The organism is Brakhagea baltica (assembly GCF_052161605.1).
Lineage (GTDB): Bacteria > Planctomycetota > Planctomycetia > Pirellulales > Pirellulaceae > JBKCUI01.
Genome location: NZ_CP197409.1, coordinates 3,472,913 through 3,492,972, shown reverse-complemented (window position 1 = coordinate 3,492,972; position 20,060 = coordinate 3,472,913). Strand labels below are relative to the sequence as shown.

The following is a 20,060-nucleotide window of genomic DNA, read 5'->3' as shown; positions in this document are numbered from 1 at the left end:
GGTTATTCAAACCGCATGGCTCATGTGTGTCATCACGTAAACGATTCCATTCCCTTTCCGAAACGGAGAAACACAGATGAACGACACAACCACCACTAGCGCCGAACAAGCGATCAAGGACGAACTGCGACGCCTCGGATGGATGATCCCCGACGCGCAGCGCCGCCTCTACGAACACGCACAGACCATGCTCAGGCGAGCCGAACGCGCTGTCCGAGACATGGAGGCGATGATGGAGAACAAACCATGCACGACCGGCTGGGTGGATTTCGCCGAAAGCGATCTGCGAAACGCGCGAGAGGCGAAGGCCCAACTCGAGTTCCTCTACCAACAACGGACCATGCTCGAATTCTTCTTGAGAAAGGACTAGCGAGCGCCGCGGATTCGCCGGCGGCCCAGCGCTGCCGGCGAAGTTCTCGCGAGATTCTTTGGGACCTCGTTCCACCTCTTTTGCATAGATAGTTAATAGAGGGCCAACATATGCGCCCTCCAAATGCGCGAACTTCCGCGACAGCCAATACGCGGAAAAGAAAGCTGCAGAATCTTTCCCGAATTCTCGCATGCTCGGCTTGAGGTTATCGAAACCGCATGGCTCATGTGTGTCATCGCGTAAACGATTCAAACCTTTTTCCGAAACGGAGACACAAACATGACGAACGCAAACAACCCACACGCAGCTACGGACGCAACCCTTCGCCAGATCTTCAAAACGATGGACGCCCACCAAGCCCAAGAGATCCGCGAAGCCTACTACAAGGCGATCGAGGGTTTGATGACCTTGTCGGAAGCCCTCGAGATCGCCGACGCACAACAAACGCCCAGCGCCGGCCCGCTTCTCACCGAACACTTCAACGCGGTCCAAGCCCTGGACGCGATGAAGAACAGCCGCCTCGGAAAGATCCTCTAAACCACAGACCAGCGGAATGCCACGGACGCCGCGAACGGAAGCGCGGCGTTCTTCCGCTTGGTCGCGACACTCGCCCACAGTCGCGTTCTTGTGAACACCTTCGACCAAGGACCCAACAGTCAAAACATCGCAACACGGGCCAACATCGGGGCCCGTAAGGCCTCCCGAGAAACATGGAAGATCATGGGGAAAAGCTGCTGGAATCGGCTTGATGCCGTTCGAACCGCATGGCTCATGTGTGTCATCGCCCAGCGACCAACCGCTTTCACCACGCAAAAGGAGAACAAACCGATGTCCCGAACCAACGCCAGACACACTGCTATCAGAACCGCCTTCAAACAAATGCCTCGCGCTACCGCGCTGGACATCTGCGACGACTATCGCGAAGTGGTCACACGGTTGAAGCGACTTGCCGACAACTTGGCCGGCGCGTTCGTCGTAGCGAGCGGTGATTCGGCCCTCGCCCTCGAAGCAGAACTCCGCATGTTTGAAGAAGCTATCGAGGTCCTTTCCGGCAGTATGTTGCCCGAAGCGATCGACGAATGTTTGCCTTCCAAAGAATGCTGAAAAAACCTGCTGAAAACATTGAAAGGACGGCTTGAGGTTATCCGAACCGCATGGCTCATGTGTGTTATCGCATAACCAATTTTCATTCACCCAAACGGAGAACCAAACATGCAACTCGACACCCTGATCGAAATCCTCAACGACTACCGCGAAGAGTTCGGAGGCGACGCCGAAGTGCGGCTGATGACCCAGCAGAACTGGCCTTTCGAGAACCGCATCTGCGGCGTGACCAGCGGACGCGACATGAACGAAGCGGACGATGAGGATGCGGACGCCGACGACGATGACCAAGACGTCGCCGACGACCACACGGTCTACATCGTCGAAGGCGGCCAGATCTGCTACGGCAGCAAGCGGGCTTGGGAAACATGTCGCGATAGCTGATCGCAACACGCCGATGCGCCAGGGGAAAGGTTCTGGAAAACCTTCAGAATCTTTTCCCCTTCGGCTTGATGCGGTTTGAACCGCATGGCTCATGTGTGTCATCGCATACGACACATCCACCACAAACAAACGGAGAGCAACACGATGCCAACCATGACCAACCGACCACGCCTGACCTCGGCCCAATTCCTCGGCGCGCACCGACGAGCGCTCGAGACGATCAGCGACCTGTACGCAGCGATCGAGGAGATGCCGATCCTCGCCGCTGCAGACCCAACGACCAGGAAACGGTTCTTCGACGAGTTGGCTGATGTGCAAGCCACAGCCGCAAAGCTCGCACAACATTTCCGCACGCAAGTATCCACCGAAGAAAAGAATTCGAATTCCTTTTGAATCCGGCTTGATGCGGTTCAAACCGCATGGCTCATGTGTGTTAACGCAAAAACGATTCACCAACCAAACAACGGAGACCAGCAGATGACCCAACACGACCTCGACCTGACGATCACCAAGATCAGCAATCGCAACCGCGGTGCTGGCGGGTCTTGGGTGCAAGGCAAGATCAACGACGAATACCGCTTCGATGCTTTGGTCTTCGCCGAACACGCCGAACACGAATCGTACGAATTGAACCAAAGCAAGATTTCGAAGCTTTGGGTTCAACGCCTGGCCGACCGCAAAGTGATGTTCAACTTCGATCGCGGGTTGGATGTGCCGGCGGGCAATACAGAGGTGCAGGTGATAGTCGACTTTCTCTGCGAGGGATTGTCGGACTTGGTCTTTGGTCACTAAGCCGAAACGCAGCACGGACGCGCGTAGTCGATCGGTGGTTCGATCGGCCTGACGATGGCAGCCAACCACGAACACAGATTTGGAGATACCAAGATGAAGAAGGCAGAAGTAAAAATCGGCGGCAAGTACTACGCGAACGTTTCGGGTAATCGATGCGAGATTCGGATCGATGCCGAGAAGCCTCGGGGCGGCTGGGACGCGACCAACCTCGCGACCGGCAAAAAGATCTTGATCAAGAGCGCCCAACGACTGCAGGGAGAAGTTGGTGCGAAGCGCGGACGCGCGAAGGTCACCACCGAAGGTAACGTAACGGTGGTTGAGAACGAACCAGCCACCGTCGAAACGATCGGAGGCGAATCGTCCACAGCGGTTGCGGTTCTCAAGAAACCGCGCAAGGCAAAGGCTGCATCCACCGAGAACGCCGACGCCGGCGAGAAGCGATTGAGCTGCGTCGCTGCTGCATTGAAGGTTCTCAGCGAATCGAGCGAACCGATGAACGCTCAAGAGCTGATCACCGCGATGGAAGCCAAGGGCTATTGGACCAGCCCCGGTGGCAAGACTCCCCACGCGACCTTGTACAGCGCGATCCTTCGTGACTTGGCCAAGGGCGACGATAGTAAGTTCGTGAAGACCGAACGCGGACGCTTCACCGTTCGAGGCTAGGAGACCCAGCCGGTGAAACACCTTTACGATTTGCGAACGGTGGATGACCTGGCCGATGGCGAGATCGCAACGCCAGAGCCAGGAATCACCTACGACCTGCGAACGATTAACAATCGCAAGCTCGACGTAGGCAGAGTGGTGGATGTGATCCGCCAAGGTCCCACGCTGTTCGCCCGAACCACCAGCGGAGACTCGATTGCCGTCTCCGGCCACGGCGCTGCCATCTTGGTACCGCACGACTTGTAGACAAGCCCGAAGCACGGAACGCTTCCCACCAATCGCCCCACGTTTACACCGTGTGGGCGTTTTCTCGTTGATGCGAACATAAGCCCAGCATTCAACACAACGCGACACGTCGCGTAACCGCGGTTCGCCGGCGCAGCCACATGTTTGGAAGAATCTCGCAAAACATGCTCGCATGTTGGCTTGATGTTTTTCGTCTTTCCTGGCTGACTGTTGAGGATCGTCTTTCGTTTCTCCAACAACCAGGAACCAACCATGGCCAAACCAACCCTTGAGCCGGCAGCTCCCTACGAGAACCTTCACCTCGTTGCCCGCGACTACCTCGATCGACTGCGTCAATCGCTCGACGCTTTGCAACAACCCGATGACCCAAAGCTGCGATGGCGGAACGTTCACACGATGGCCCAGGTCAACGCACGCCTGGCTCAAGCCGGCGAGCTGCTCGACAAAATCAACGCAACCACCAAATGAGACAAGGAACCAATAACCATGCAAACACGATTGAAGAAAGGCGATCGCATCCGTTTGGTGTCGATGCCGCAAGATCCAGACCCGATCGCCGTTGGATCGCTCGGGACCATTGTTGAAGTTTACGAGCATCACGATTGGACACAGGTCGATGTCGACTGGGACAACGGCCGCTCGCTCATGTTGACGATGCCCGACGATTGTGTCGCCATCGTCGAACCCAACCACCACGAACCATCGAAGTAAGGAAATCAACCTATGTCCACAAGAGCAACGATTGCCTGCAAGCAAGAAGATGGTCGTTACGCAGCGATCTATCTTCACTTCGATGGCTACCAAGACCACGCCGGAAGAGTCCTCAAAGAACATTACACATCGATTGAGTCGGCACGAACGCTGGTCGCAGGCGGCGATATTCGATCGCTCGCTAACGACGGAACGCCCGAACGATTCACCGACGGTAATCGCACGGTTGTCATGCCGACGCGTGCAGCTCTCCACGAGTTCGCGAGGAACTGCGGCACCGAGTATGTTTACATTTTCGAGGACGACGCTTGGCATTGTCATAGGCTTTGATGGGCTTTTACTGATTCGATGAGTGTTGTTTTGCACGAAGTTTCCGATTGCGTTTCGCGATAACGGCGAGGTCCGAGAGACAGCGTCTGCACGCCCCCATCACGCCATTGCGTCCCTTGTATTCGTAGAACTCCGTGTCGACGGGCCGATACCATTGGCAGCGCCGACAGCGTTTCAACCAGCGGCTGCCAACTCGGATGCAACCGCTGTGAATCCGCTTGTGCTCCAAGCGAGTCACCAGCATGAGGTTCTCAAGTCGGTTATCGAGCTTGTCACCGTTGCGATGGTGTAGCTCCATGCCTTCTGGGATAGGCCCGTGATGCGACTCCCAGACGATCACGTGTTCAAATCTCTGCTTCCGATCCTTGCACGTGATCCGTCGATAGCCGAACGGCGTGATTGAACCTCTGGCTGGTGACCGCTGCGTCATCGCATGTTCTCCTCTCGCGCCTTCATGGGGATTGGAGATTCGCCCGTTCGTTCCAAGACGGCAGGGATACCTGTGAAACGCTGGAAGCGATCGACGATGACATCGCAATAGAGCGTGTCGAGTTCCATCAAGAACGCGTTACGACCGCATTGCTCAGCGCCGATCAGCGTTGAGCCACTGCCACCAAACAGGTCGAGAACGTTCTCGCCTTGAACCGAGGAATACTGCATCGCGCGGACAGCGAGTTCGGCCGGCTTGCCCGTTAAGTGTTCAAGCTGTTGCGGAGGGATCTTCTTGACATGCCAAAGGTCCGTGATGTTCTTCGGTCCATAGAACTTATGGCCGGCACCTTCCTTCCAGCCATAGAACGCCCACTCATGCGCACCCATAAAATCTTTGCGCGTCAAAACGGGATGCTGCTTATCCCAGATGATTGATTGCGAGAAGTACAGCCCATGCTTCTTCAGTACCGGTGGATAGTTGCCGCAGTTTGCGTAGCCACCCCAGATGTAGAAGCAACGCCCCGGAAGCAACACACGAGCGATGTTTCCGAACCAATCATCGAGCAGTTTGTCGAATGCCTCATCGCTAACAAAGTCATTCGCGAGCGGCCGATCCTTTGGACGAAGCTTCTTGTGAGTCGCTGCGTGTTTGGGTTTACCCGTTTCGTGATCGACACCAAACGAAGCGGCGTTTCCTTGTCCTTGCTTCAGCCGGCCCGATGCCGCATCGTTCGAGAACGAAGACAAACCCGCAGCGATCGCGTTATTCGATCGAGGCTCCACTTTGACGTTGTAAGGCGGATCTGTGTTGCACAAATGGATCACAGCGCCCCCCAGCAGACGATCCAGGTCTGCCAACGAGGATGAGTCCCCACAGAGCAACCGATGGTTACCGAGGATCCAAAGATCGCCTGGTTGGGTAACCGCTTCGTCTGGCGGCTCCGGCACGTCGTCTGGATCGGTGAGCCCTTCGTTGACGCCGGTGTCGAGCAGCTTTGCGAGTTCGTCCGCATCAAAGCCGAGTAGACCGAGGTCGTATCCGCCCTCGCCCAGCTCCTTCAGCTCGATCGGCAAGAGATCGTAATTCCAATCTGCCAGGTCTGCCGACTGGTTGTCGGCGATGCGATACGCGCGGATCTTCTCCGGCGATAGATCGGTCGCGACATGCACTGGCACTTGATCCAAGCCAAGCTTCTGCGCGGCTTTGTAACGCGTGTGACCGCAGATGATGACTCCATCGGAATCAACAACAATGGGTTGTCGCCACCCGTATTCACGAATCGACGCTGCAACTGCATCGACTGCGTTGTCATTCGTTCGCGGGTTGTTGGGGTAAGGACGGATGTCTCCGATACTTCGTAGTTCAATCGTTAGCATGAACGTTCCTCCATGGCTCGAATAAGATTTTCTTGAAACGGTGTGGCCTCATCGCCTTCGCGTGGACCGTAGATTCGACGCCGACGATCCGCCGGCTTCTTTGACCACTGCAGATACTCCCGCCGGTGGTTCTGGTGTTCGCGAATGAGTAGCGACGTGCACTCATCGCAGATGTCGTCATTGCCGGCTCGCGGCCGGCGTTCGCAGATCAAGCAGATCCGACGACTCGATGTCTGCTGGACGGACATGATCATTGGGCATCCTTTCTGGTAAGAGCATCCGACGGCACTCGCCTCCGAACAGCAGTGCCAGAAATACGACGAACCAAGCGAGCTTCCAGAAGAAGCTTTCCAGTCCTCGCGCCGCTGGGACGATTGCATCATTCCAACGATCGCGAGCAGGCTTTACGTCACTCATGTTTTGGGTCTCCTTTGGTAGAGTTTTTGGGAACGTTTTGTCTCTCGGCGTGTAGAGCTACCTTTTTGCAAAGTTCGATGAAGTCGCTCATAAGCATGGTGTTCTTAGCGCGATTGACTTCCGCAGTAACGAGTTGGCAATTCGATGCAGAGAAGTCGCCACCAGCAGCAAGCGGCACGATATGATCGAGTGATAGGTTTTCTGCAGTTAGTATTTCGTTGGTTAGAGCGCAACGATGATTCTGAGCTTTCAGGATTCGACGAAGCTCACCAAGGGTGATGACTTCAAGGTTGCCAACTCGACGTCTTCGAACCTGGGCCTTTGGTTTGTGACGTTGCAGATGCAGCCAGGCACAATAAGCCAACAAGTCGATACGCTTGGTACCTGAATTGATCTTTGGCGCACGCTTTCGTTGTCGGTACAGCTGGCGTTCGCTGATAACTTCCCCGAGCCCGGTGGAATTCAATAGTTGGACTAGACTGGAGGGTCGGAAGATGAGACTAGCTGGAAGTGCTGGGCCCTTGCTTTCCAGGATGTCAAGCGAAGCCTCAACGCATACTCCAAGCTGTCTTTCTTCAATCGATTGCGTTCCAGAAGGATCACTCGATTCAACTCTTTCTTCAAAGCGGAATCCCAATTGGACGGTGCAGGTTGAAGGACCTTCGTGTTCCGTGGCTTGCGATTCTGGAATCGATCGCAACGGATCACTTGCGCTGTAATGCAACAAGTCAGGACTCGGTGCATGGGATCTGCAAGATTCTGCCTCTGCTTCGATCGCGATATTGCATGAGAAATCGCTTTCTCCAAACAGGCGTCCCAATCCTTGTTTTTCATTTGAAATCATGTTCCCTTTCCTACACTCGGACAAAACATAGAAACTGTGCCTACTAGCGAGGCTGTTCCCACGACCCAATGTTTGCGGTGTTGGGCTGGGAGTACCTAAAGTTTTTTGATGGCTCCCAACGTTCGAGTGCCACTCTGGCAGACGCGCCGTGGGGCCCGCGTTGGCCCACTGACGCGTTGGGCGCGAAGTGCGGCTCGTTGGGCAGCGTGGTAGAGAACTCGCGACGTGGGGCAACGTCGCGGGAAGGTTGATGGCTGGCGAGAGTCGCGCGCAGTCGCTCGAAAACCCGCTGGCGAGGTTAGCGAGGTTAGGCGAGGTTATTTTCAGCCCGTTTCTATATGCGTGATTTTTTATCACGCGCATGCGCACGCACGCGTGCGTACATGTGAGCATAGGAGGAAATAACCTCGCTAACCTCGCTTTTGCTAAAAACACTAATGTTTTCAGGGGTTTGTAGGGCGAGGTTATGCCCAAAACCATAACCTCGCTTAACCTCGCTAACCTCGCCAATGGCAACCATCTGCGAAACACATCTAAGCATCCATAAACACAAGACTTAGAACGGATTTCGAATAGATTACGAGGCTCACGGAAGGTGCTCGAACCACACTTGCGCGCAGACAAATTGCGAACACAAAACGCACTGAGCGCACCGCTCCAAGTGTCGTAATTCAACACATCACGACGATTGCAGACCTGAAAAATGTCCTCGCTAACCTCGCTAACCTCGCCGCTAAACGTTTGCAGAATCATCGCCACCCTCCATGTCGAAAAGAGTCGTTGGTGGTGCGCTCATGTTGACTAGCTGCCAGAGTCGCACATGGGTCTTCGCGTTGACGCCCGCGTCTTTCAGTTTGCGGCCGTTGAAAACACGCCCACGAAGCTTGGATAGATGACGTCCCAGCGAACGCTTGAACGAACCTTCGCCACGATCTCGATTCGCCGACAGAGGCTCTGGGAGAGCTCTCACAAGCGGATCGTCGATGTACTCGACCGGCGAGTCTTTAGGTGGAACGACAACGCGACAGATGTCGTCTGCCGTTTGCAATCGGTCTCCAAATCTCTCCCACCACGCATCGAAGAATGCGGTCCATTCCTGAGCCGATTCGTCTTGCACGACTTGCGTCTGCTCAAGGTTGGTCAGAAAGCCAGGGATGCCAGCGAACGCCAGAACGCTACCGATCGTGTCAGCCCACTCTTGAAAGCTACCGAGCGAAGGAATCGGGATCGTCGGTTTCCCATTGGTGTACCAGGCTCTGATGATCGTTAGCGCTGCAGCAAGCAAGTTGCCGCGGTTCTCATCGATATGCTGTTCTAGGTCGCGAATGCGAAAGCCAGTGCGTTCCCATGGCCGTTCCGCATTGGCATCGAGGCGGATGCTGTAGCTTCGTCGTGGAAGGTCACCAGTGACGCGAAGGTTATTCCCGCTGGCAGCCCACACAACCCGCGACAACAGCGTTACGATCCGATTGCCACCGAGTAGGCGATCGGATATCTCACGCGATGTCAGCGTCGCAGCCAACATCGGCGAATCGATCGTAGTGTTGTCCGGAATGTTATCGAGTAACACGAACGATGCGGAGGTCATCAATATCGATGTAATTTTCTTCCGCCACTCGTCCTCATTCTGTTTGGTGGGAATCGACTCGGATGAAACGTTGCCGACAGCAATCTTCGCCAGCGCGGTAATCAGCAACGACTTACCCGTCCCTTGCATAGGTGCGTCCACGATCGCAAGTGGCACATGCCCCTTGATGACTGGACGCATGAGGATTGAGAACAAGATCGCCAGTGCATTTGCGCGGCTTGCATCATCGACAAACGGGAACTCGTCGATGACCTGAAGAAGAATATCCACGCACGCGCGGACCTCTTCTCCGCACGGATATTCGGGGACGGGTCTTAGATTTAGCGACGGATCAGGACAATACATCAACCTTGATGTGGGATCGTAACCCGGAGTTGTACAGATCGTGCCATCGCCTCGAAGGATCGGAGCGCGAACCACGCCAGCTAAAGGTGGCAGCTCCCAATCCTCTTGAGCCAGGATATTCTCGGCGAGCGTCTTCGGCGGATTGGTGCCCACTTGGATGTAGCCACCATCCGACTTACGCAACGTGAAGAAATTGGCGACCTCGGTGAGACGACAGCGAACGCGAGCAACATCAAGTGGTTCAATCTTAGGTATGTCTTGTTCGTCATGAACAACGCGAACCAGACATCCAGAACGCACGAATGTAGACGGAGGAGAGTTTGCACGTTTGACAGCGGCCAATGCTTGTGCCGTGAGATCGCTGAGCTGCCGATCGTCAATAATGATTGACGGCAAGCCGGAGTTGGCTGGTTGCGGTGGCTGCGGCCGGCGAGAGGGCGTCCGCTTTGCCTTGGGTGTGTATTGCTTGGTGACCTTGCTGAGCGCTTTTGCAATCGTGGTTGCGCCGTACGTTTCACCGCCATGCAGTTGATCCCACTTATCTCGCATCAACTGCGAACGCCGAAAGATGCGATCGATCTGCTGTGCATCCTTGGTGTAATACGCAAGCGAAAAAACGACCGACGAATCAGCTTCGCTGGCCGAGTTGTAATGGTCGTTCCAATGACCATCCCAAAGCGATCGAAACTTATCGCCTGTTCGAGGCTTCTTGCATGCGAGATCAATGATCTCGTCGTCACTTAGCGAAACGAAACCGCTATCGCTTGGCTGCGGACCTCGGCTGGCAGTTGGAGTAGCGCTCCCACCTGGTTCGTCATTCCCGAACACTTGTGCGTAAACAAGATCGAGCGATTCCTGTCGAAGGTTGATTTCACTGGGAATGGTCGGCAAGCGACTGCCGGTAACGGTGAAGAAGCGGTCGCGATCGTAGATCTCCACTTCGCCATCTTCGTAGGCCTTACGACAACGCGAGCCTGGCTTGTTGGCCTTGATGAAGACCTTCAGTCCCGAGCCTGAAGGACTTATCTCGGTGTAGCTATCAAGGCGATCAACGATCTGCTGAGCCCATGGCTTCAATTGCCCGGTCGATTCGACGACCGAGTCATCAAGATCGACGCCGCAGTACGGATCATCGGCGGTGAATACGAACCCGACGCCAGCTAACGCACTATTGCGCCGGCAAGCTTCAATCGCCTCAGCAAAGGTTCCCCAGGTAGAGGCGTCAGTCGATGACGCCAGCGACCCATTGTGTGGATTGATGGGAGCTTTGGTCGGCTTGCCTCCACGCTCGACGTATTTCCAGGCAACCCACTGATTGCGATCGCGAATGCAACTCGGACAGTTTTGATGGATGGCTTCAAGTGGTGGTTGAGGAGCTGAACTCAATGTTCGACCTCCCACGATGCGAGATCCGCTTTCGCCCAGCGATCCAAGAACGTCCGGCGTAGATTGACTCGGTTCTTTTTCAGTGCACTACGAAGCCCCCAGCGATCGCCGACCACGATGCAATACTTCGAGGCGCGAGTAACCGCGGTATAGAGCCAGTTACGATCCGCAAAGAAATGGGATTTGTGGCAAAGGACAACCACGCAAGGGAACTCGCTCCCTTGTGCTTTATGAGCCGTGAGCGCGTAAGCAAGCTGAAGATTCAGTAACTGTTCATCTTGAATATGCCGGTGTCCATCGCCATCGAAGTCGACGATGTAACTGATTCCGCCACTCGTTTCGACTTCGGAAATGACACCGATAGTGCCATTCATGATTCCCAAGCCGTAGTCATTCGTTGTCTGAATGACCTTGTCGCCCACTGCAAACTTGCGATCCACCGCGCCGTGCAGCAGATACTGCATCATTTCGTTGATGGCCTTGGTGCCGAGTTGGCCCAGATGCGTTGGCGTAATGATTTGAACGTCATTGACGGGATCGAGACCGAGCCGATCAGGAATGCGACTCAGGACTAGATCGCGCAGGTAGACCTGAATCTGCGTTGGATCTTGGAGTGAATCGATGACGCTCCAGGCAGGGTCTCCTACAGCGGTTGGCATCAGACGCTGCGAAAGAATCGCCGTACTGTTGGTCTTGAGAACGCCAGCCTGACGTACAACCTCATCCAGAATGAACGTTGGAACCAGCTTGTGTTCAATACAATCACGAAGGACGTTACCAGCGCCGACGGGCGGAAGCTGGTTATGATCGCCGACGAGGATCAATCGAGTTTTATCGAAATCGATGCGACGTAGCAGCTCTTCCATGAGCGGTGCATCGACCATCGATACTTCATCGACGATGACGATGTCATAGGAAGGGTCGCGGACCTTGCCTTCACGGTCTAGCGATGGCGCGGATAGACTTTCACGCTGAAACGCGACACCATTCGATTCGAGCAGCCGGTGAATGGTTTTCGCGGACAGCTTCACGCCCTGTGAGGCTAACGACTCCTCGATTCGCTTTGCTGCTTTCCCGGTTGGCGAACAAAGGGCGACCTTCAAGCCAGCTTCGTCGAACGTCTGAGCCAATCTCGCCAGGGTGTGGGTCTTGCCGGTGCCTGCTCCTCCGGAGATCACCACAATCGCGTGATTCAGCGCCGCTTCATACGCAGCGAACTGAGCTCGCTTTAGGCCGACGGTGTTGCCAGGCTCAATCCCCAAGGGACTCTTGAGAATCCCGTGCTCTTGGAAGCATTCAAAGATGTAGCGTTCGGCATCTGCATAGTGCGGAAGTGCGACTGCATCGCCATCGACGACCAACTGCCCTTGGTCTAAGACCCTTTGATAGGCAGCCTCGATAATCGAGCTACTATCGAGCGAATCCAGCAACAGCAGATCGATCGCTTTGCGAATCAACTCGTCGTGTGCGATCCATGTATGACCATCGGACGCCTCTTCGCGAACCAAGTAACACAGTGCGGCTTCGAGCCGGCCCGGGTGCTCTTTGGGAATGCCCATTGAACGCGCGATCTTGTCGACCCGCTTGAAGCCGTAGCCCTTGATGTAACGGATGATGAGGTACGGATTCGCCCGCAGAACGCCAACCACCGAGGATCCAAATTCCTCGAGCAATGTTTCCATCTGATGATGGGACAGGCCGAAGCTGGCCAAGTACGATCGGACCTCGTTCTCGGCGCTATTGGCGATCCATGCCTCGCGTAGAGAATTAAGCGTTCGTTTTGGAATCCGCAAAGCGCGATGTAGTTCCTCGACGTCCTGGCGAATCACGCGATCGAGATGCTCTGCGCTGGCGACGTACGAGACGATCTTCCGCGCCGTGGTTTCGCCGATCCCGGTGAAGGCCGGATGCTTGGCCAGGTATTGCACCAGACCTTCAGGCGTTTCCGGCAGATCGTAGCTCACGCTCTTGGCGTCGAACTGCGGTCCATACTTGGGATCGCTTTTCCACTGTCCCGTCAGCGTGACCAGTTCGCCTTCACTCACGCAGAATGGCCCACGAAAACGCACACGATCGCCGTCGTCGCGAACAAGTGCGCCGGCGGAGAACTTGGCGCTGGTGAAGAAAACTCGATCGACCGTGCCACTGATGCGATTACTCATGGTGTAGATCTCCTGAGCTGGAGATCACACGAACGAACGATCGCAGGTAGGCATCGGTAAATCGAACGGCCGCTGGTCGCGAGCCGCACCAATAAACGGGCACCCGATACTTGATGCCAATGTAGGTGGACGAACCAAGTAATGACTGTGGCGCGACCTCCCTGAGTGCGTCGTGGTGCAGGCCACAGAGCACCGCAGTCAGATCGGCCTCAACCACAATGCATGCCGCTTCCATCGCGGATAGTTTTTGAAGCTCGCGAGCGAAGCGATCAAAATCGTGAATGACAGTGCCGACGAAATCTCGCAGGCTCTTGCGCTCAACGGCCACTCGATGTTCGCAGCCAACCACCGAGTAATCACCGGCATCAAGCTTGGCTTTCACTACCTCACAGGCGAACGTGTAAGGCTCCTGCTCTCGCGAGTCGATAACGATTCGGAAATCCATGTTTTCCTGACAATCCAATCCGAGTGATGAAATAGAAAGAGCCGAGGCAGGCACGGGGAGTCTGGACAAGGAAACGCGATGTGGACCCGGCAAAAGAACCACATCGCAAGGAACTGCTTCCAAGTCACGCCATCCCGCCTCGGCCGCACCCGTTCACAGGGAACGACTAACGCTGGTAGCCGACCAGCGACTTAGAACGGCAAGTCCTCGTCCGCCACTCCAACACTCGGAGCGGCGGCGATATTCAGCCGACGATTGAAATACACGTTCGTGTACTCGCCTCGCGTACGCTTGGTGACTTCGAGCGTCTTGTCGAGCAGCTCCTCGAGCCGACCTGCCAACTCACTGAACTTGGCCAGCTCCAACCCGAGCGTCTTTAGATCGCCTTTGACATAAGGCAACGACGCTTGGGTGATCACCGAGTTCTTGAAGATGTGCCGACCAGCCTGCGAACCAGAGATGACCACCAGATCGAACTTGATCATCGGGTCACCCTTCTGACTCGATTCAAGCTTCGCGGTCTGGATCTTCACTTGGTACTTGCCGTCGGGGACCTCGTCATAACTCGGCGCGTCTGCCGTCTCGAACTCGTCATCAAACGAGGTGAGGTCGACTTGCGAATCGATAGGTTCGAATGATTCGTAATCACTCATGACTATTTAGCCTTTCCTGAAAGGGTGCTTGCCGGCGTGGAACTCTTCGCTGCGCTGCTGGTGCCGGTTTCCGAGCCGCGAGCGGGAGAATTGAAAGCTTTCATGAACTGCTCGTAATCGAGAGGGAGCAGCTCAGGCAGACGACCAGTGCGATCGCCAGCCTCGTAGGTTGGATGCGGTTTGGTGCGCACAACGCGTTCGATGGTGACGTTGCCTGCCGCGTCCTTCTTGGCGATCGAATCGCCATAGAGAATGATGTCAACCAGACCCAAGACCACGTTGCGAGCGCGATCGGGAAGGCTTGGCTGCGTCTTGGTGTACTCGCCGGTTCGCGTTTCGATCGTCTTGTCGACCGCATGCGAGATGAGGATCAAGCCGTATGGAAGGCTGGCCAGTCGCGTGAGCACACGATGCCACTCGTTCTTGACCAGAGCCCAGCCCTTGCCGTGGCCCATGTCGCCTTCGTACTCGATCCCATGCTTGGAACAGACATAGTCCGAGCACATTTTGAAAGCGTTGTCGACGGTATCGATCACAATTGTTTTGAAGTTGTGATCTCCCTTGGCGACAAGCTTGCAAGCCTCGAGGAATGCCTCCCACGAATAGGTCGGCACTTTGAAAACTTCCAAGTGATTGAGCCCAGGTTCACACTCAAAGAAGAGCGAACCTGGAGCCTTACTCGCAAAGGAGCTCTTCCCAAGTTTGGGGCTGCCGTAGAGCAGGATCGTTTGTTTGCCGAGTTCGGTCACGGGCTTGGATGCCTCGGTTGGTAATGCAATTGACATTAGTTGTCAGTCCTTTCAAAAAACGGGTGCGTCAGAATCGATTGAATTGAGTTCCTCATGTGGTGGAGTGATCTCGTAGAGGTTGTCCACCACGTTTGGATTGAAGCCGGATTGGCAGTAAGGCAGATACTCACACGGTCGCTGATAGGAGAAGCAACTCGATGTGTTGAGCAGCCATTTGCCGCGACGTCGTGCGTCGAGGTACTGCTGGGTGATCTCCCAGACTTCGTCTTGCAGCATGGCAAGACGGTCTTCGGAGAGATAAATGAACTCGCGATGGAACGCTTCGGGCTTGGCGTACCAGGCTGCAAGCCGGCCTTGAAACTCTTCATTGGTTTCAGGCAACTGACGTTTGGCCGTTGACTTGCCACTCTTGTTTTTTGCGGCCAATTCCGCGTGGCGTGCTTCGTACTCTTCCTGCGTCTCGCCTTTGCTTTGCTTGAGGCGGCTCTTGAGCAGCACGTTGTAAATCACGCCGACGATCGGATAGCCCAGTTCACGCAGGTAGTAGCAGTACAACGCGATCTGCGTGTCGGTCCACAGCTTGTCGAGATAGTTGGAATCGATCGAAGCGGCGGTCTTATGCTCAAGCAGATACATGCCATCGGATCGCTGTACGATCGCATCGGCTTTGCCGGCCATCACAAACGTTTGACTACAGCGACCCGTGTCTGGATTGCGAATGTTTCCAGTGAATGATTTCTCGATCTCAATGATCGTGAAGTCCTCGGTGGCATAGCGCGACGCGTAACCAGTCATGATGGCACGAGCCAGGTGCCAGCTGGCTTGCTGGTTCTCGTCGGTCGCTCGTTCCGGGAAGCTTCGATCGATGAAATCCAGCACAATCCACAGGCGATTGGCATCGTCAACCGAGCGATACCAAATCTCGATGGCACTGTGGATGACGCTGCCGAACGACAGGGATTCAACCTTCATCCGTGGACGCAGGTTATCGACGTAACGATGTTTGTATTTGCGAGGACAATTACGGAACGTGTTGAGTGCCGAGTAGGTCAGCACGTTCTTGTCGCTCGTTTCAGAGGTTAGGGTTGCTTGAGACATAAGACTTTCGAACTGAAATTGGGTGCGTTTTCTTGGTTTTGTTGCGGCTTACGAGAAGTTCATCTCGGAGGTGTCTTGTTCTTCGATCAGATTGCCGTTGAGGCGTTTCGCACCTCGTTCTCGAGCGAGCTGTGCTTCACTCACCTTCAGCGACGCATTGATCTGCGAGCACTTTTTGCAAATGCGATTAGCTGCACTCTTGGAACGAAACGTTTCGTTGCACTTCAGGCACTTCCGATCACCGGGTTCATGAGGTAAAGGTCGTGTTGACATCGCCTGCGGATCTTTCAGCGAGGAGGTAGAAGAGGGGTGGGTGCCCGGTTGCGAATCAAACCGTGTCGACTGACTCGACCTCGAAGTTGCCTTCGCGATCGCTGGTCACCAGATAGTGCTGGTGCGAAATGTTGGCGACGAATCGGCTCTCACGAGGAAGTGCCTCACGAATCGTTTGGCAGGAATCGTTGAACTCGTTGGAAGCGGCTTCGAAGCGTTCGACGGCTCGCAGGTATCGCTGCAAGGCAAGCGAGACGGTGACGCGCTGTTCGATATTCATGGCGGGTGCACTCATGCTGATTTCTCCATGTTGGATTCTTGGTTGGTTTGAAAAACGTTGTCCTCTCCAGAACTAGCTATGCAATTCGGAGAAACGACGTCCCAAAAAAATCCGGATTCACTCCAGTCGACACTCGCAAAATGCTCACGAATCCCTGCTAAAACCTGCGAAACTTTTCGTTTCGATAAACCGAGTTTGTTTGCGATCTCGTTTTGGTTGTGAGTTCGCAAAAGCCGCGCGATGCGACGGTAGCGGCGAGGCAGAGTGTTGATCTGATGGTCAACGGCATCGGCCAACTCGACGTCACGAAATGGGTCGCGTGGTTCAGTCTGGCGACGGCGTGTGCCATCAGCGGAAGAGAGTCCACGGTTCAGTTCCTCGGACTTTCGATCGGGGCCTTCGACCATCTTTGACAGCGAGTCGACGACGCGCCCCGGCGGCGGGTTGCTGCGTCGCCGATTCGATCCACGGATGAGACGAGCGGCGGCCGTCCGCATCATTTGCGTCACAAAGGCTTCGACGCTTCCTTTGGCCGGATCGAATTGTGAGGCGCGTTCGAGAACGTAAGTGAGGAGCTCTTGTTCGATGTCCTCGATCTCGAATGAGTTGAGCGAGTTATGATGCTCGAGACGCAGTGAGATGCGATTTGCCAGTTCCATCGCGAAGGGGACCATCTGGCTTTGATATTCAGACGCAGTCAATTTTCTTCCTCCGGTTGGAGGAATGGCATGACCACAGCCGCTCAGACCATTACCAGAAATGCGCCGGAGACCGACTCACGGAAAACGCAGGTAACGGTCAGTCGGGCGATTCACGTCCTCTCAACCGAGGACGAGCCGCGACAACTCGTGTCGCAACGCGACAGAACGTGTCGCAACTTGCAAAGGGAAGAAAACCCGGCGTTTTCTGGGGTTTTGGACGATCAGAAATTTGTGGCACGGAAGCGGCCGGTGCCAGCGCAGCAGAAAGCCGCCCAGTGGTGGGGGCTGCAGAGTAGAGAGCGACCGGTTCTCAGAACAACCAGTCGATGACGACGTCGGGGCTGTAGCTGACCTCGAGTCCTAGATTGATGGACTTGTGGAGATGAAGTCCCAGTTCCGGATGCACCTTCTCAATCGCTTCGATGGCTCGTGAGATCGCTTTGCAAACGGTCTTTCGCGAACGCTCGGCGTCGAAGTTCTGGCGAACGCGCCCACCGAGACCTTGAGCCGACTTGATCTGATCTAGAATGGCCTGGCGTTCATCGCCAAGCTTCTCCTGCCGCGCCGGATCGTTGAAACTTGTCGCTTCCTCAAGCTCCTCGTCGATCTCCCGCAAGCGATCGCGGTAGCCTTTGAGAGTCTCCATGTCGACCACTTCGCCGATTGAACCGGTGGAAGTCTCCTCGGCCAAGCCCGCCTGCAACGCTTCAAGGTGCGTACAACGAAATGCATTGTTCGGCTTGGCGAGCAGTTGCTCTATGTACCAAGTGCCGTTCGTTTCTGCCGTGATCTCGATCTCGCTGTTGAACGCGAGCATCCGGTGTTTGCCTTTGCGCTGGAAGACGTAGCCCGACAGCCGGCTTTCGAGCGTCACACCAAGTATCGATGCGATGAGTTCTCGCGATTTCGACTTGGCCAGCAGGCGACCATCTGCGGTCACACTGATGAGTTGTGCGATCTCTACTGGTTTGCAATCGACGATCTTGGCACTGGTTTCGAACTTCTGGTCACGTCGTTTGCTGTTGAGATCCAACAATAGAAACGTTGACCTCGCGTGGGCAGCGACGGTGTGCAGAGCTTCGTTGGTTAGTTCGCTGGCAACATGAAGCGATAAGTAAATAGGTCGCGATTGAAGCTCCAGTGACAAGTTACCGAGGAACCAAACACGACGGCTCGTGTCCAGCCATTCCGGCTTTCGGCCGAGACTCAGCGCAGCATTCAACTCCGCTGCGAGTTGCCTCGTATTGAGCTGATGACAAATCACATCGGTGCGCGAGACAACTTTGGAATCGCCGGTGCTATCACAGAACGCCACGAACTGCTCATCGCTTTCAATGACCTTGAAAGTCGACCACGGCGTAAGACCTGGCAATCGCGATGCAACGATGTTCGTGGCCTCGAGAAAGCGGCTTAGCGGCTCGAACTCCTTCCCGAGCCGCTCACGCCAAACATCCTTGACCTCCATGAGCAATGGCGATTCCTCAATAGTTCGCCACAGCTTGGTCATCCGTGTTCACTCCTTTAGCTGCCCTTGCACCCGTCTTCATGACAAACCTCCGCAACTGCAGCCACTGCTCCACGTGGCGTGCGTTTTCATCGCGTGTGTATGCCGAAGAATTTCCGGTATACAACGACAACGTCCGACGTGCTTTGACGTGACGATACTTGATCCGAAAGGTAGCACGATCCAACGGACCCTCGGCTTGAAACGTCCCGCCACGCCACTTGAGATCTGCGAAGAAGTCGTCGGCACCATGAATTATGTAGCGATTGAACGGTCCACCCAGTAGAACGCGATAGTTGAGCAAGACGATCTCTTCGATGGCATCGATCTCGCCAGGTGATAAGGCGTCCTCGCCGAGTTCCATAAGCGGCGCGAGCGTATAACGAGAGAAGATTCCAAAGTACTGCGGATCGTCGAATAGCAGATTACCGAAGATGCGACAGTACACTGGGTAGGTGCTCTTCAAGCTCGAACTGAGCATCAGCACTTCTTCGCTCAGGTCGTAGATCATCGAGTCCTTACGAGCCTCGCGAAAAGTAAGCGTATCCATGCCGTCATCATCAATCGTTGGCTTGCGTCTGAACGGATCGCCGCGCCGAATGCTGATCTGAATCTCGTTGTTGACGATACGCGGAGTCATGAACAATTTTCGGCCGCGATTGTTCTTGGCAAACCAATTGCCGGCATCCTTGATGGCTAGGTTCAATCGATCTTCCGTGATCGTGATCGGAGCTATTCCCGTCGACTGGACTGGCTGAAAGCACTCCATGCGTCTTGGCGTTTTCCAGGTTTGCCATGCATGCTGCGCTTCGACCATCTTCGAGTCGAACAACCAGACCTGCATGACGACATCGGCCAGTGTGTGGTTGCCGTTTTCATCGAACGGCATGCCCGCTTGTAGCGCGAGCTTGAGCAACGAGTCAGCAGCCAGCGGCGTAGACATTTCCTCCACATAGAAGACAGCGTGGAGCAGTCGCTGCGGCGTCTTCATCGTTGGGTTGATCAAGATGTCCACCAGCTTCTCGATGGCGGTATTGTCGATACGGCTTGGCTCTTTAACTTCGAGTCCACGCGTTCGAAGGTAACCCTCGAACGGCTTCAGGAAAGCACAAAGAACAGTCGGGTTGATTTCTCGGACGACCTCTGGTTCACCGAGTTGCTTGGGGTTGTAAGTAGGCATAGGCGATCACTCTTCCACTCATGTTG

27 protein-coding genes and 1 other RNA gene are annotated in these 20,060 nt (G+C 55.1%); 13 read left to right on the top strand and 15 right to left on the bottom strand.

The window, feature by feature from the left end:
* The first annotated feature begins 76 nt into the window (after positions 1-76).
* From SH449x_RS13055 to SH449x_RS13000, 12 genes are all read left to right on the top strand, one after another.
* On the top strand, positions 77-370 hold the full coding sequence (locus tag SH449x_RS13055) for a hypothetical protein (protein ID WP_482381766.1): 294 nt from the start codon (positions 77-79) through the stop codon (positions 368-370).
* Between the two features lie 279 nt (positions 371-649).
* A complete protein-coding gene (locus tag SH449x_RS13050) occupies positions 650-907 on the top strand; it encodes a hypothetical protein (protein WP_479358147.1) in 258 nt (85 codons plus the stop codon).
* Between the two features lie 183 nt (positions 908-1,090).
* A complete protein-coding gene (locus SH449x_RS13045; protein ID WP_482381765.1) occupies positions 1,091-1,474 on the top strand; it encodes a hypothetical protein in 384 nt (127 codons plus the stop codon).
* A gap of 108 nt (positions 1,475-1,582) precedes the next feature.
* Positions 1,583-1,858: a hypothetical protein gene (locus SH449x_RS13040; protein WP_482381764.1), complete on the top strand. Its 276-nt coding sequence runs from the start codon at positions 1,583-1,585 to the stop codon at positions 1,856-1,858.
* 144 nt (positions 1,859-2,002) lie between these two features.
* Entirely contained in the window at positions 2,003-2,251 is a 249-nt protein-coding gene (locus tag SH449x_RS13035) for a hypothetical protein (protein WP_482381763.1), read from the top strand.
* Positions 2,252-2,335: 84 nt separating this feature from the next.
* Complete coding sequence (locus tag SH449x_RS13030) at positions 2,336-2,650, top strand: DUF7678 domain-containing protein (protein ID WP_482381762.1); 315 nt, start codon at positions 2,336-2,338, stop codon at positions 2,648-2,650.
* Positions 2,650-2,717: hammerhead ribozyme type II (locus SH449x_RS13025), an RNA gene on the top strand. The genes SH449x_RS13030 and SH449x_RS13025 overlap by 1 nt, the downstream gene beginning before the upstream one ends.
* A gap of 26 nt (positions 2,718-2,743) precedes the next feature.
* Positions 2,744-3,313, top strand: coding sequence for a winged helix-turn-helix domain-containing protein (locus SH449x_RS13020; RefSeq protein WP_482381761.1), 570 nt, complete (start codon positions 2,744-2,746; stop codon positions 3,311-3,313).
* Positions 3,314-3,325: 12 nt separating this feature from the next.
* Entirely contained in the window at positions 3,326-3,559 is a 234-nt protein-coding gene (locus tag SH449x_RS13015) for a hypothetical protein (RefSeq protein ID WP_482381760.1), read from the top strand.
* Positions 3,560-3,811: 252 nt separating this feature from the next.
* Positions 3,812-4,027, top strand: a complete 216-nt coding sequence (locus tag SH449x_RS13010) for a hypothetical protein (RefSeq protein ID WP_482381759.1) — start codon at positions 3,812-3,814, stop codon at positions 4,025-4,027.
* Between the two features lie 18 nt (positions 4,028-4,045).
* Entirely contained in the window at positions 4,046-4,270 is a 225-nt protein-coding gene (locus tag SH449x_RS13005) for a DUF4314 domain-containing protein (protein WP_482381758.1), read from the top strand.
* A gap of 12 nt (positions 4,271-4,282) precedes the next feature.
* Positions 4,283-4,600, top strand: a complete 318-nt coding sequence (locus SH449x_RS13000) for a hypothetical protein (RefSeq protein ID WP_482381757.1) — start codon at positions 4,283-4,285, stop codon at positions 4,598-4,600.
* A gap of 7 nt (positions 4,601-4,607) precedes the next feature.
* Here SH449x_RS13000 and SH449x_RS12995 read toward each other — a convergent pair whose 3' ends face one another.
* The 13 genes from SH449x_RS12995 to SH449x_RS12935 form a co-directional block, all read right to left on the bottom strand.
* Positions 4,608-5,030, bottom strand: a complete 423-nt coding sequence (locus tag SH449x_RS12995; RefSeq protein ID WP_482381756.1) for an HNH endonuclease signature motif containing protein — start codon at positions 5,028-5,030, stop codon at positions 4,608-4,610.
* Positions 5,027-6,409 (bottom strand): DNA modification methylase, encoded by a 1,383-nt coding sequence (locus tag SH449x_RS12990; RefSeq protein WP_482381755.1) that lies wholly within the window; start codon positions 6,407-6,409, stop codon positions 5,027-5,029. Before SH449x_RS12990 ends, SH449x_RS12995 begins: the two co-directional genes overlap by 4 nt.
* A 177-nt stretch (positions 6,410-6,586) precedes the next feature.
* Entirely contained in the window at positions 6,587-6,826 is a 240-nt protein-coding gene (locus SH449x_RS12985; protein WP_482381754.1) for a hypothetical protein, read from the bottom strand.
* The gene (locus tag SH449x_RS12980) at positions 6,819-7,670 is read right to left on the bottom strand and encodes an HNH endonuclease signature motif containing protein (protein ID WP_482381753.1); all 852 of its coding nucleotides are present in this window, start codon (positions 7,668-7,670) and stop codon (positions 6,819-6,821) included. The genes SH449x_RS12985 and SH449x_RS12980 overlap by 8 nt, the downstream gene beginning before the upstream one ends.
* Positions 7,671-8,403: 733 nt before the next feature.
* Positions 8,404-10,989 carry a phage NrS-1 polymerase family protein gene (locus tag SH449x_RS12975; protein ID WP_482381752.1) on the bottom strand — a complete coding sequence of 862 codons (2,586 nt, stop codon included), beginning with the start codon at positions 10,987-10,989 and terminating at the stop codon, positions 8,404-8,406.
* Positions 10,986-13,151, bottom strand: coding sequence for an SF1B family DNA helicase RecD2 (recD2, locus tag SH449x_RS12970; RefSeq protein WP_482381751.1), 2,166 nt, complete (start codon positions 13,149-13,151; stop codon positions 10,986-10,988). The genes SH449x_RS12975 and recD2 overlap by 4 nt, the downstream gene beginning before the upstream one ends.
* Positions 13,144-13,596: an ERCC4 domain-containing protein gene (locus SH449x_RS12965; protein ID WP_482381750.1), complete on the bottom strand. Its 453-nt coding sequence runs from the start codon at positions 13,594-13,596 to the stop codon at positions 13,144-13,146. The genes recD2 and SH449x_RS12965 overlap by 8 nt, the downstream gene beginning before the upstream one ends.
* Positions 13,597-13,787: 191 nt before the next feature.
* Positions 13,788-14,249: a DUF669 domain-containing protein gene (locus SH449x_RS12960; protein ID WP_482381749.1), complete on the bottom strand. Its 462-nt coding sequence runs from the start codon at positions 14,247-14,249 to the stop codon at positions 13,788-13,790.
* 2 nt (positions 14,250-14,251) lie between these two features.
* Positions 14,252-15,034: an ATP-binding protein gene (locus SH449x_RS12955; RefSeq protein WP_482381748.1), complete on the bottom strand. Its 783-nt coding sequence runs from the start codon at positions 15,032-15,034 to the stop codon at positions 14,252-14,254.
* A gap of 15 nt (positions 15,035-15,049) precedes the next feature.
* The gene (locus SH449x_RS12950) at positions 15,050-16,096 is read right to left on the bottom strand and encodes a PD-(D/E)XK nuclease family protein (RefSeq protein ID WP_482381747.1); all 1,047 of its coding nucleotides are present in this window, start codon (positions 16,094-16,096) and stop codon (positions 15,050-15,052) included.
* Between the two features lie 48 nt (positions 16,097-16,144).
* Positions 16,145-16,369, bottom strand: a complete 225-nt coding sequence (locus SH449x_RS12945; RefSeq protein WP_482381746.1) for a hypothetical protein — start codon at positions 16,367-16,369, stop codon at positions 16,145-16,147.
* A gap of 55 nt (positions 16,370-16,424) precedes the next feature.
* Positions 16,425-16,664 carry a hypothetical protein gene (locus tag SH449x_RS12940; RefSeq protein WP_479358127.1) on the bottom strand — a complete coding sequence of 80 codons (240 nt, stop codon included), beginning with the start codon at positions 16,662-16,664 and terminating at the stop codon, positions 16,425-16,427.
* A complete protein-coding gene (locus SH449x_RS12935) occupies positions 16,661-17,350 on the bottom strand; it encodes a sigma-70 family RNA polymerase sigma factor (protein WP_482381745.1) in 690 nt (229 codons plus the stop codon). Before SH449x_RS12935 ends, SH449x_RS12940 begins: the two co-directional genes overlap by 4 nt.
* A gap of 27 nt (positions 17,351-17,377) precedes the next feature.
* On the opposite strand from SH449x_RS12935, the gene SH449x_RS12930 reads away from it, so the two are divergent.
* Complete coding sequence (locus SH449x_RS12930; protein WP_482381744.1) at positions 17,378-17,680, top strand: hypothetical protein; 303 nt, start codon at positions 17,378-17,380, stop codon at positions 17,678-17,680.
* Here the strand turns inward: SH449x_RS12930 and SH449x_RS12925 are convergent.
* Both SH449x_RS12925 and SH449x_RS12920 read right to left on the bottom strand, forming a co-directional pair.
* A complete protein-coding gene (locus SH449x_RS12925) occupies positions 17,661-18,857 on the bottom strand; it encodes a hypothetical protein (protein ID WP_482381743.1) in 1,197 nt (398 codons plus the stop codon). The two genes, SH449x_RS12930 and SH449x_RS12925, sit on opposite strands and share 20 nt — an antisense overlap.
* On the bottom strand, positions 18,832-20,034 hold the full coding sequence (locus tag SH449x_RS12920; RefSeq protein WP_482381742.1) for a hypothetical protein: 1,203 nt from the start codon (positions 20,032-20,034) through the stop codon (positions 18,832-18,834). Before SH449x_RS12920 ends, SH449x_RS12925 begins: the two co-directional genes overlap by 26 nt.
* Between the last annotated feature and the right edge of the window lie 26 nt (positions 20,035-20,060).

What these genes read in the sequence shown, in the direction of transcription:
- SH449x_RS13055 (WP_482381766.1), top strand. Translation starts at nt 77, where the DNA reads ATGAACGACACAACCACCACTAGCGCCGAACAAGCGATCAAGGACGAA.
- SH449x_RS13050 (WP_479358147.1), top strand. Translation starts at nt 650, where the DNA reads ATGACGAACGCAAACAACCCACACGCAGCTACGGACGCAACCCTTCGC.
- SH449x_RS13045 (WP_482381765.1), top strand. Translation starts at nt 1,091, where the DNA reads ATGGGGAAAAGCTGCTGGAATCGGCTTGATGCCGTTCGAACCGCATGG.
- SH449x_RS13040 (WP_482381764.1), top strand. Translation starts at nt 1,583, where the DNA reads ATGCAACTCGACACCCTGATCGAAATCCTCAACGACTACCGCGAAGAG.
- SH449x_RS13035 (WP_482381763.1), top strand. Translation starts at nt 2,003, where the DNA reads ATGCCAACCATGACCAACCGACCACGCCTGACCTCGGCCCAATTCCTC.
- SH449x_RS13030 (WP_482381762.1), top strand. Translation starts at nt 2,336, where the DNA reads ATGACCCAACACGACCTCGACCTGACGATCACCAAGATCAGCAATCGC.
- SH449x_RS13020 (WP_482381761.1), top strand. Translation starts at nt 2,744, where the DNA reads ATGAAGAAGGCAGAAGTAAAAATCGGCGGCAAGTACTACGCGAACGTT.
- SH449x_RS13010 (WP_482381759.1), top strand. Translation starts at nt 3,812, where the DNA reads ATGGCCAAACCAACCCTTGAGCCGGCAGCTCCCTACGAGAACCTTCAC.
- SH449x_RS13005 (WP_482381758.1), top strand. Translation starts at nt 4,046, where the DNA reads ATGCAAACACGATTGAAGAAAGGCGATCGCATCCGTTTGGTGTCGATG.
- SH449x_RS13000 (WP_482381757.1), top strand. Translation starts at nt 4,283, where the DNA reads ATGTCCACAAGAGCAACGATTGCCTGCAAGCAAGAAGATGGTCGTTAC.
- SH449x_RS12995 (WP_482381756.1), bottom strand. Translation starts at nt 5,030, where the DNA reads ATGACGCAGCGGTCACCAGCCAGAGGTTCAATCACGCCGTTCGGCTAT.
- SH449x_RS12990 (WP_482381755.1), bottom strand. Translation starts at nt 6,409, where the DNA reads ATGCTAACGATTGAACTACGAAGTATCGGAGACATCCGTCCTTACCCC.
- SH449x_RS12985 (WP_482381754.1), bottom strand. Translation starts at nt 6,826, where the DNA reads ATGAGTGACGTAAAGCCTGCTCGCGATCGTTGGAATGATGCAATCGTC.
- SH449x_RS12980 (WP_482381753.1), bottom strand. Translation starts at nt 7,670, where the DNA reads ATGATTTCAAATGAAAAACAAGGATTGGGACGCCTGTTTGGAGAAAGC.
- recD2 (WP_482381751.1), bottom strand. Translation starts at nt 13,151, where the DNA reads ATGAGTAATCGCATCAGTGGCACGGTCGATCGAGTTTTCTTCACCAGC.
- SH449x_RS12965 (WP_482381750.1), bottom strand. Translation starts at nt 13,596, where the DNA reads ATGGATTTCCGAATCGTTATCGACTCGCGAGAGCAGGAGCCTTACACG.
- SH449x_RS12960 (WP_482381749.1), bottom strand. Translation starts at nt 14,249, where the DNA reads ATGAGTGATTACGAATCATTCGAACCTATCGATTCGCAAGTCGACCTC.
- SH449x_RS12955 (WP_482381748.1), bottom strand. Translation starts at nt 15,034, where the DNA reads ATGTCAATTGCATTACCAACCGAGGCATCCAAGCCCGTGACCGAACTC.
- SH449x_RS12950 (WP_482381747.1), bottom strand. Translation starts at nt 16,096, where the DNA reads ATGTCTCAAGCAACCCTAACCTCTGAAACGAGCGACAAGAACGTGCTG.
- SH449x_RS12945 (WP_482381746.1), bottom strand. Translation starts at nt 16,369, where the DNA reads ATGTCAACACGACCTTTACCTCATGAACCCGGTGATCGGAAGTGCCTG.
- SH449x_RS12940 (WP_479358127.1), bottom strand. Translation starts at nt 16,664, where the DNA reads ATGAGTGCACCCGCCATGAATATCGAACAGCGCGTCACCGTCTCGCTT.
- SH449x_RS12930 (WP_482381744.1), top strand. Translation starts at nt 17,378, where the DNA reads ATGACCACAGCCGCTCAGACCATTACCAGAAATGCGCCGGAGACCGAC.
- SH449x_RS12925 (WP_482381743.1), bottom strand. Translation starts at nt 18,857, where the DNA reads ATGACCAAGCTGTGGCGAACTATTGAGGAATCGCCATTGCTCATGGAG.
- SH449x_RS12920 (WP_482381742.1), bottom strand. Translation starts at nt 20,034, where the DNA reads ATGCCTACTTACAACCCCAAGCAACTCGGTGAACCAGAGGTCGTCCGA.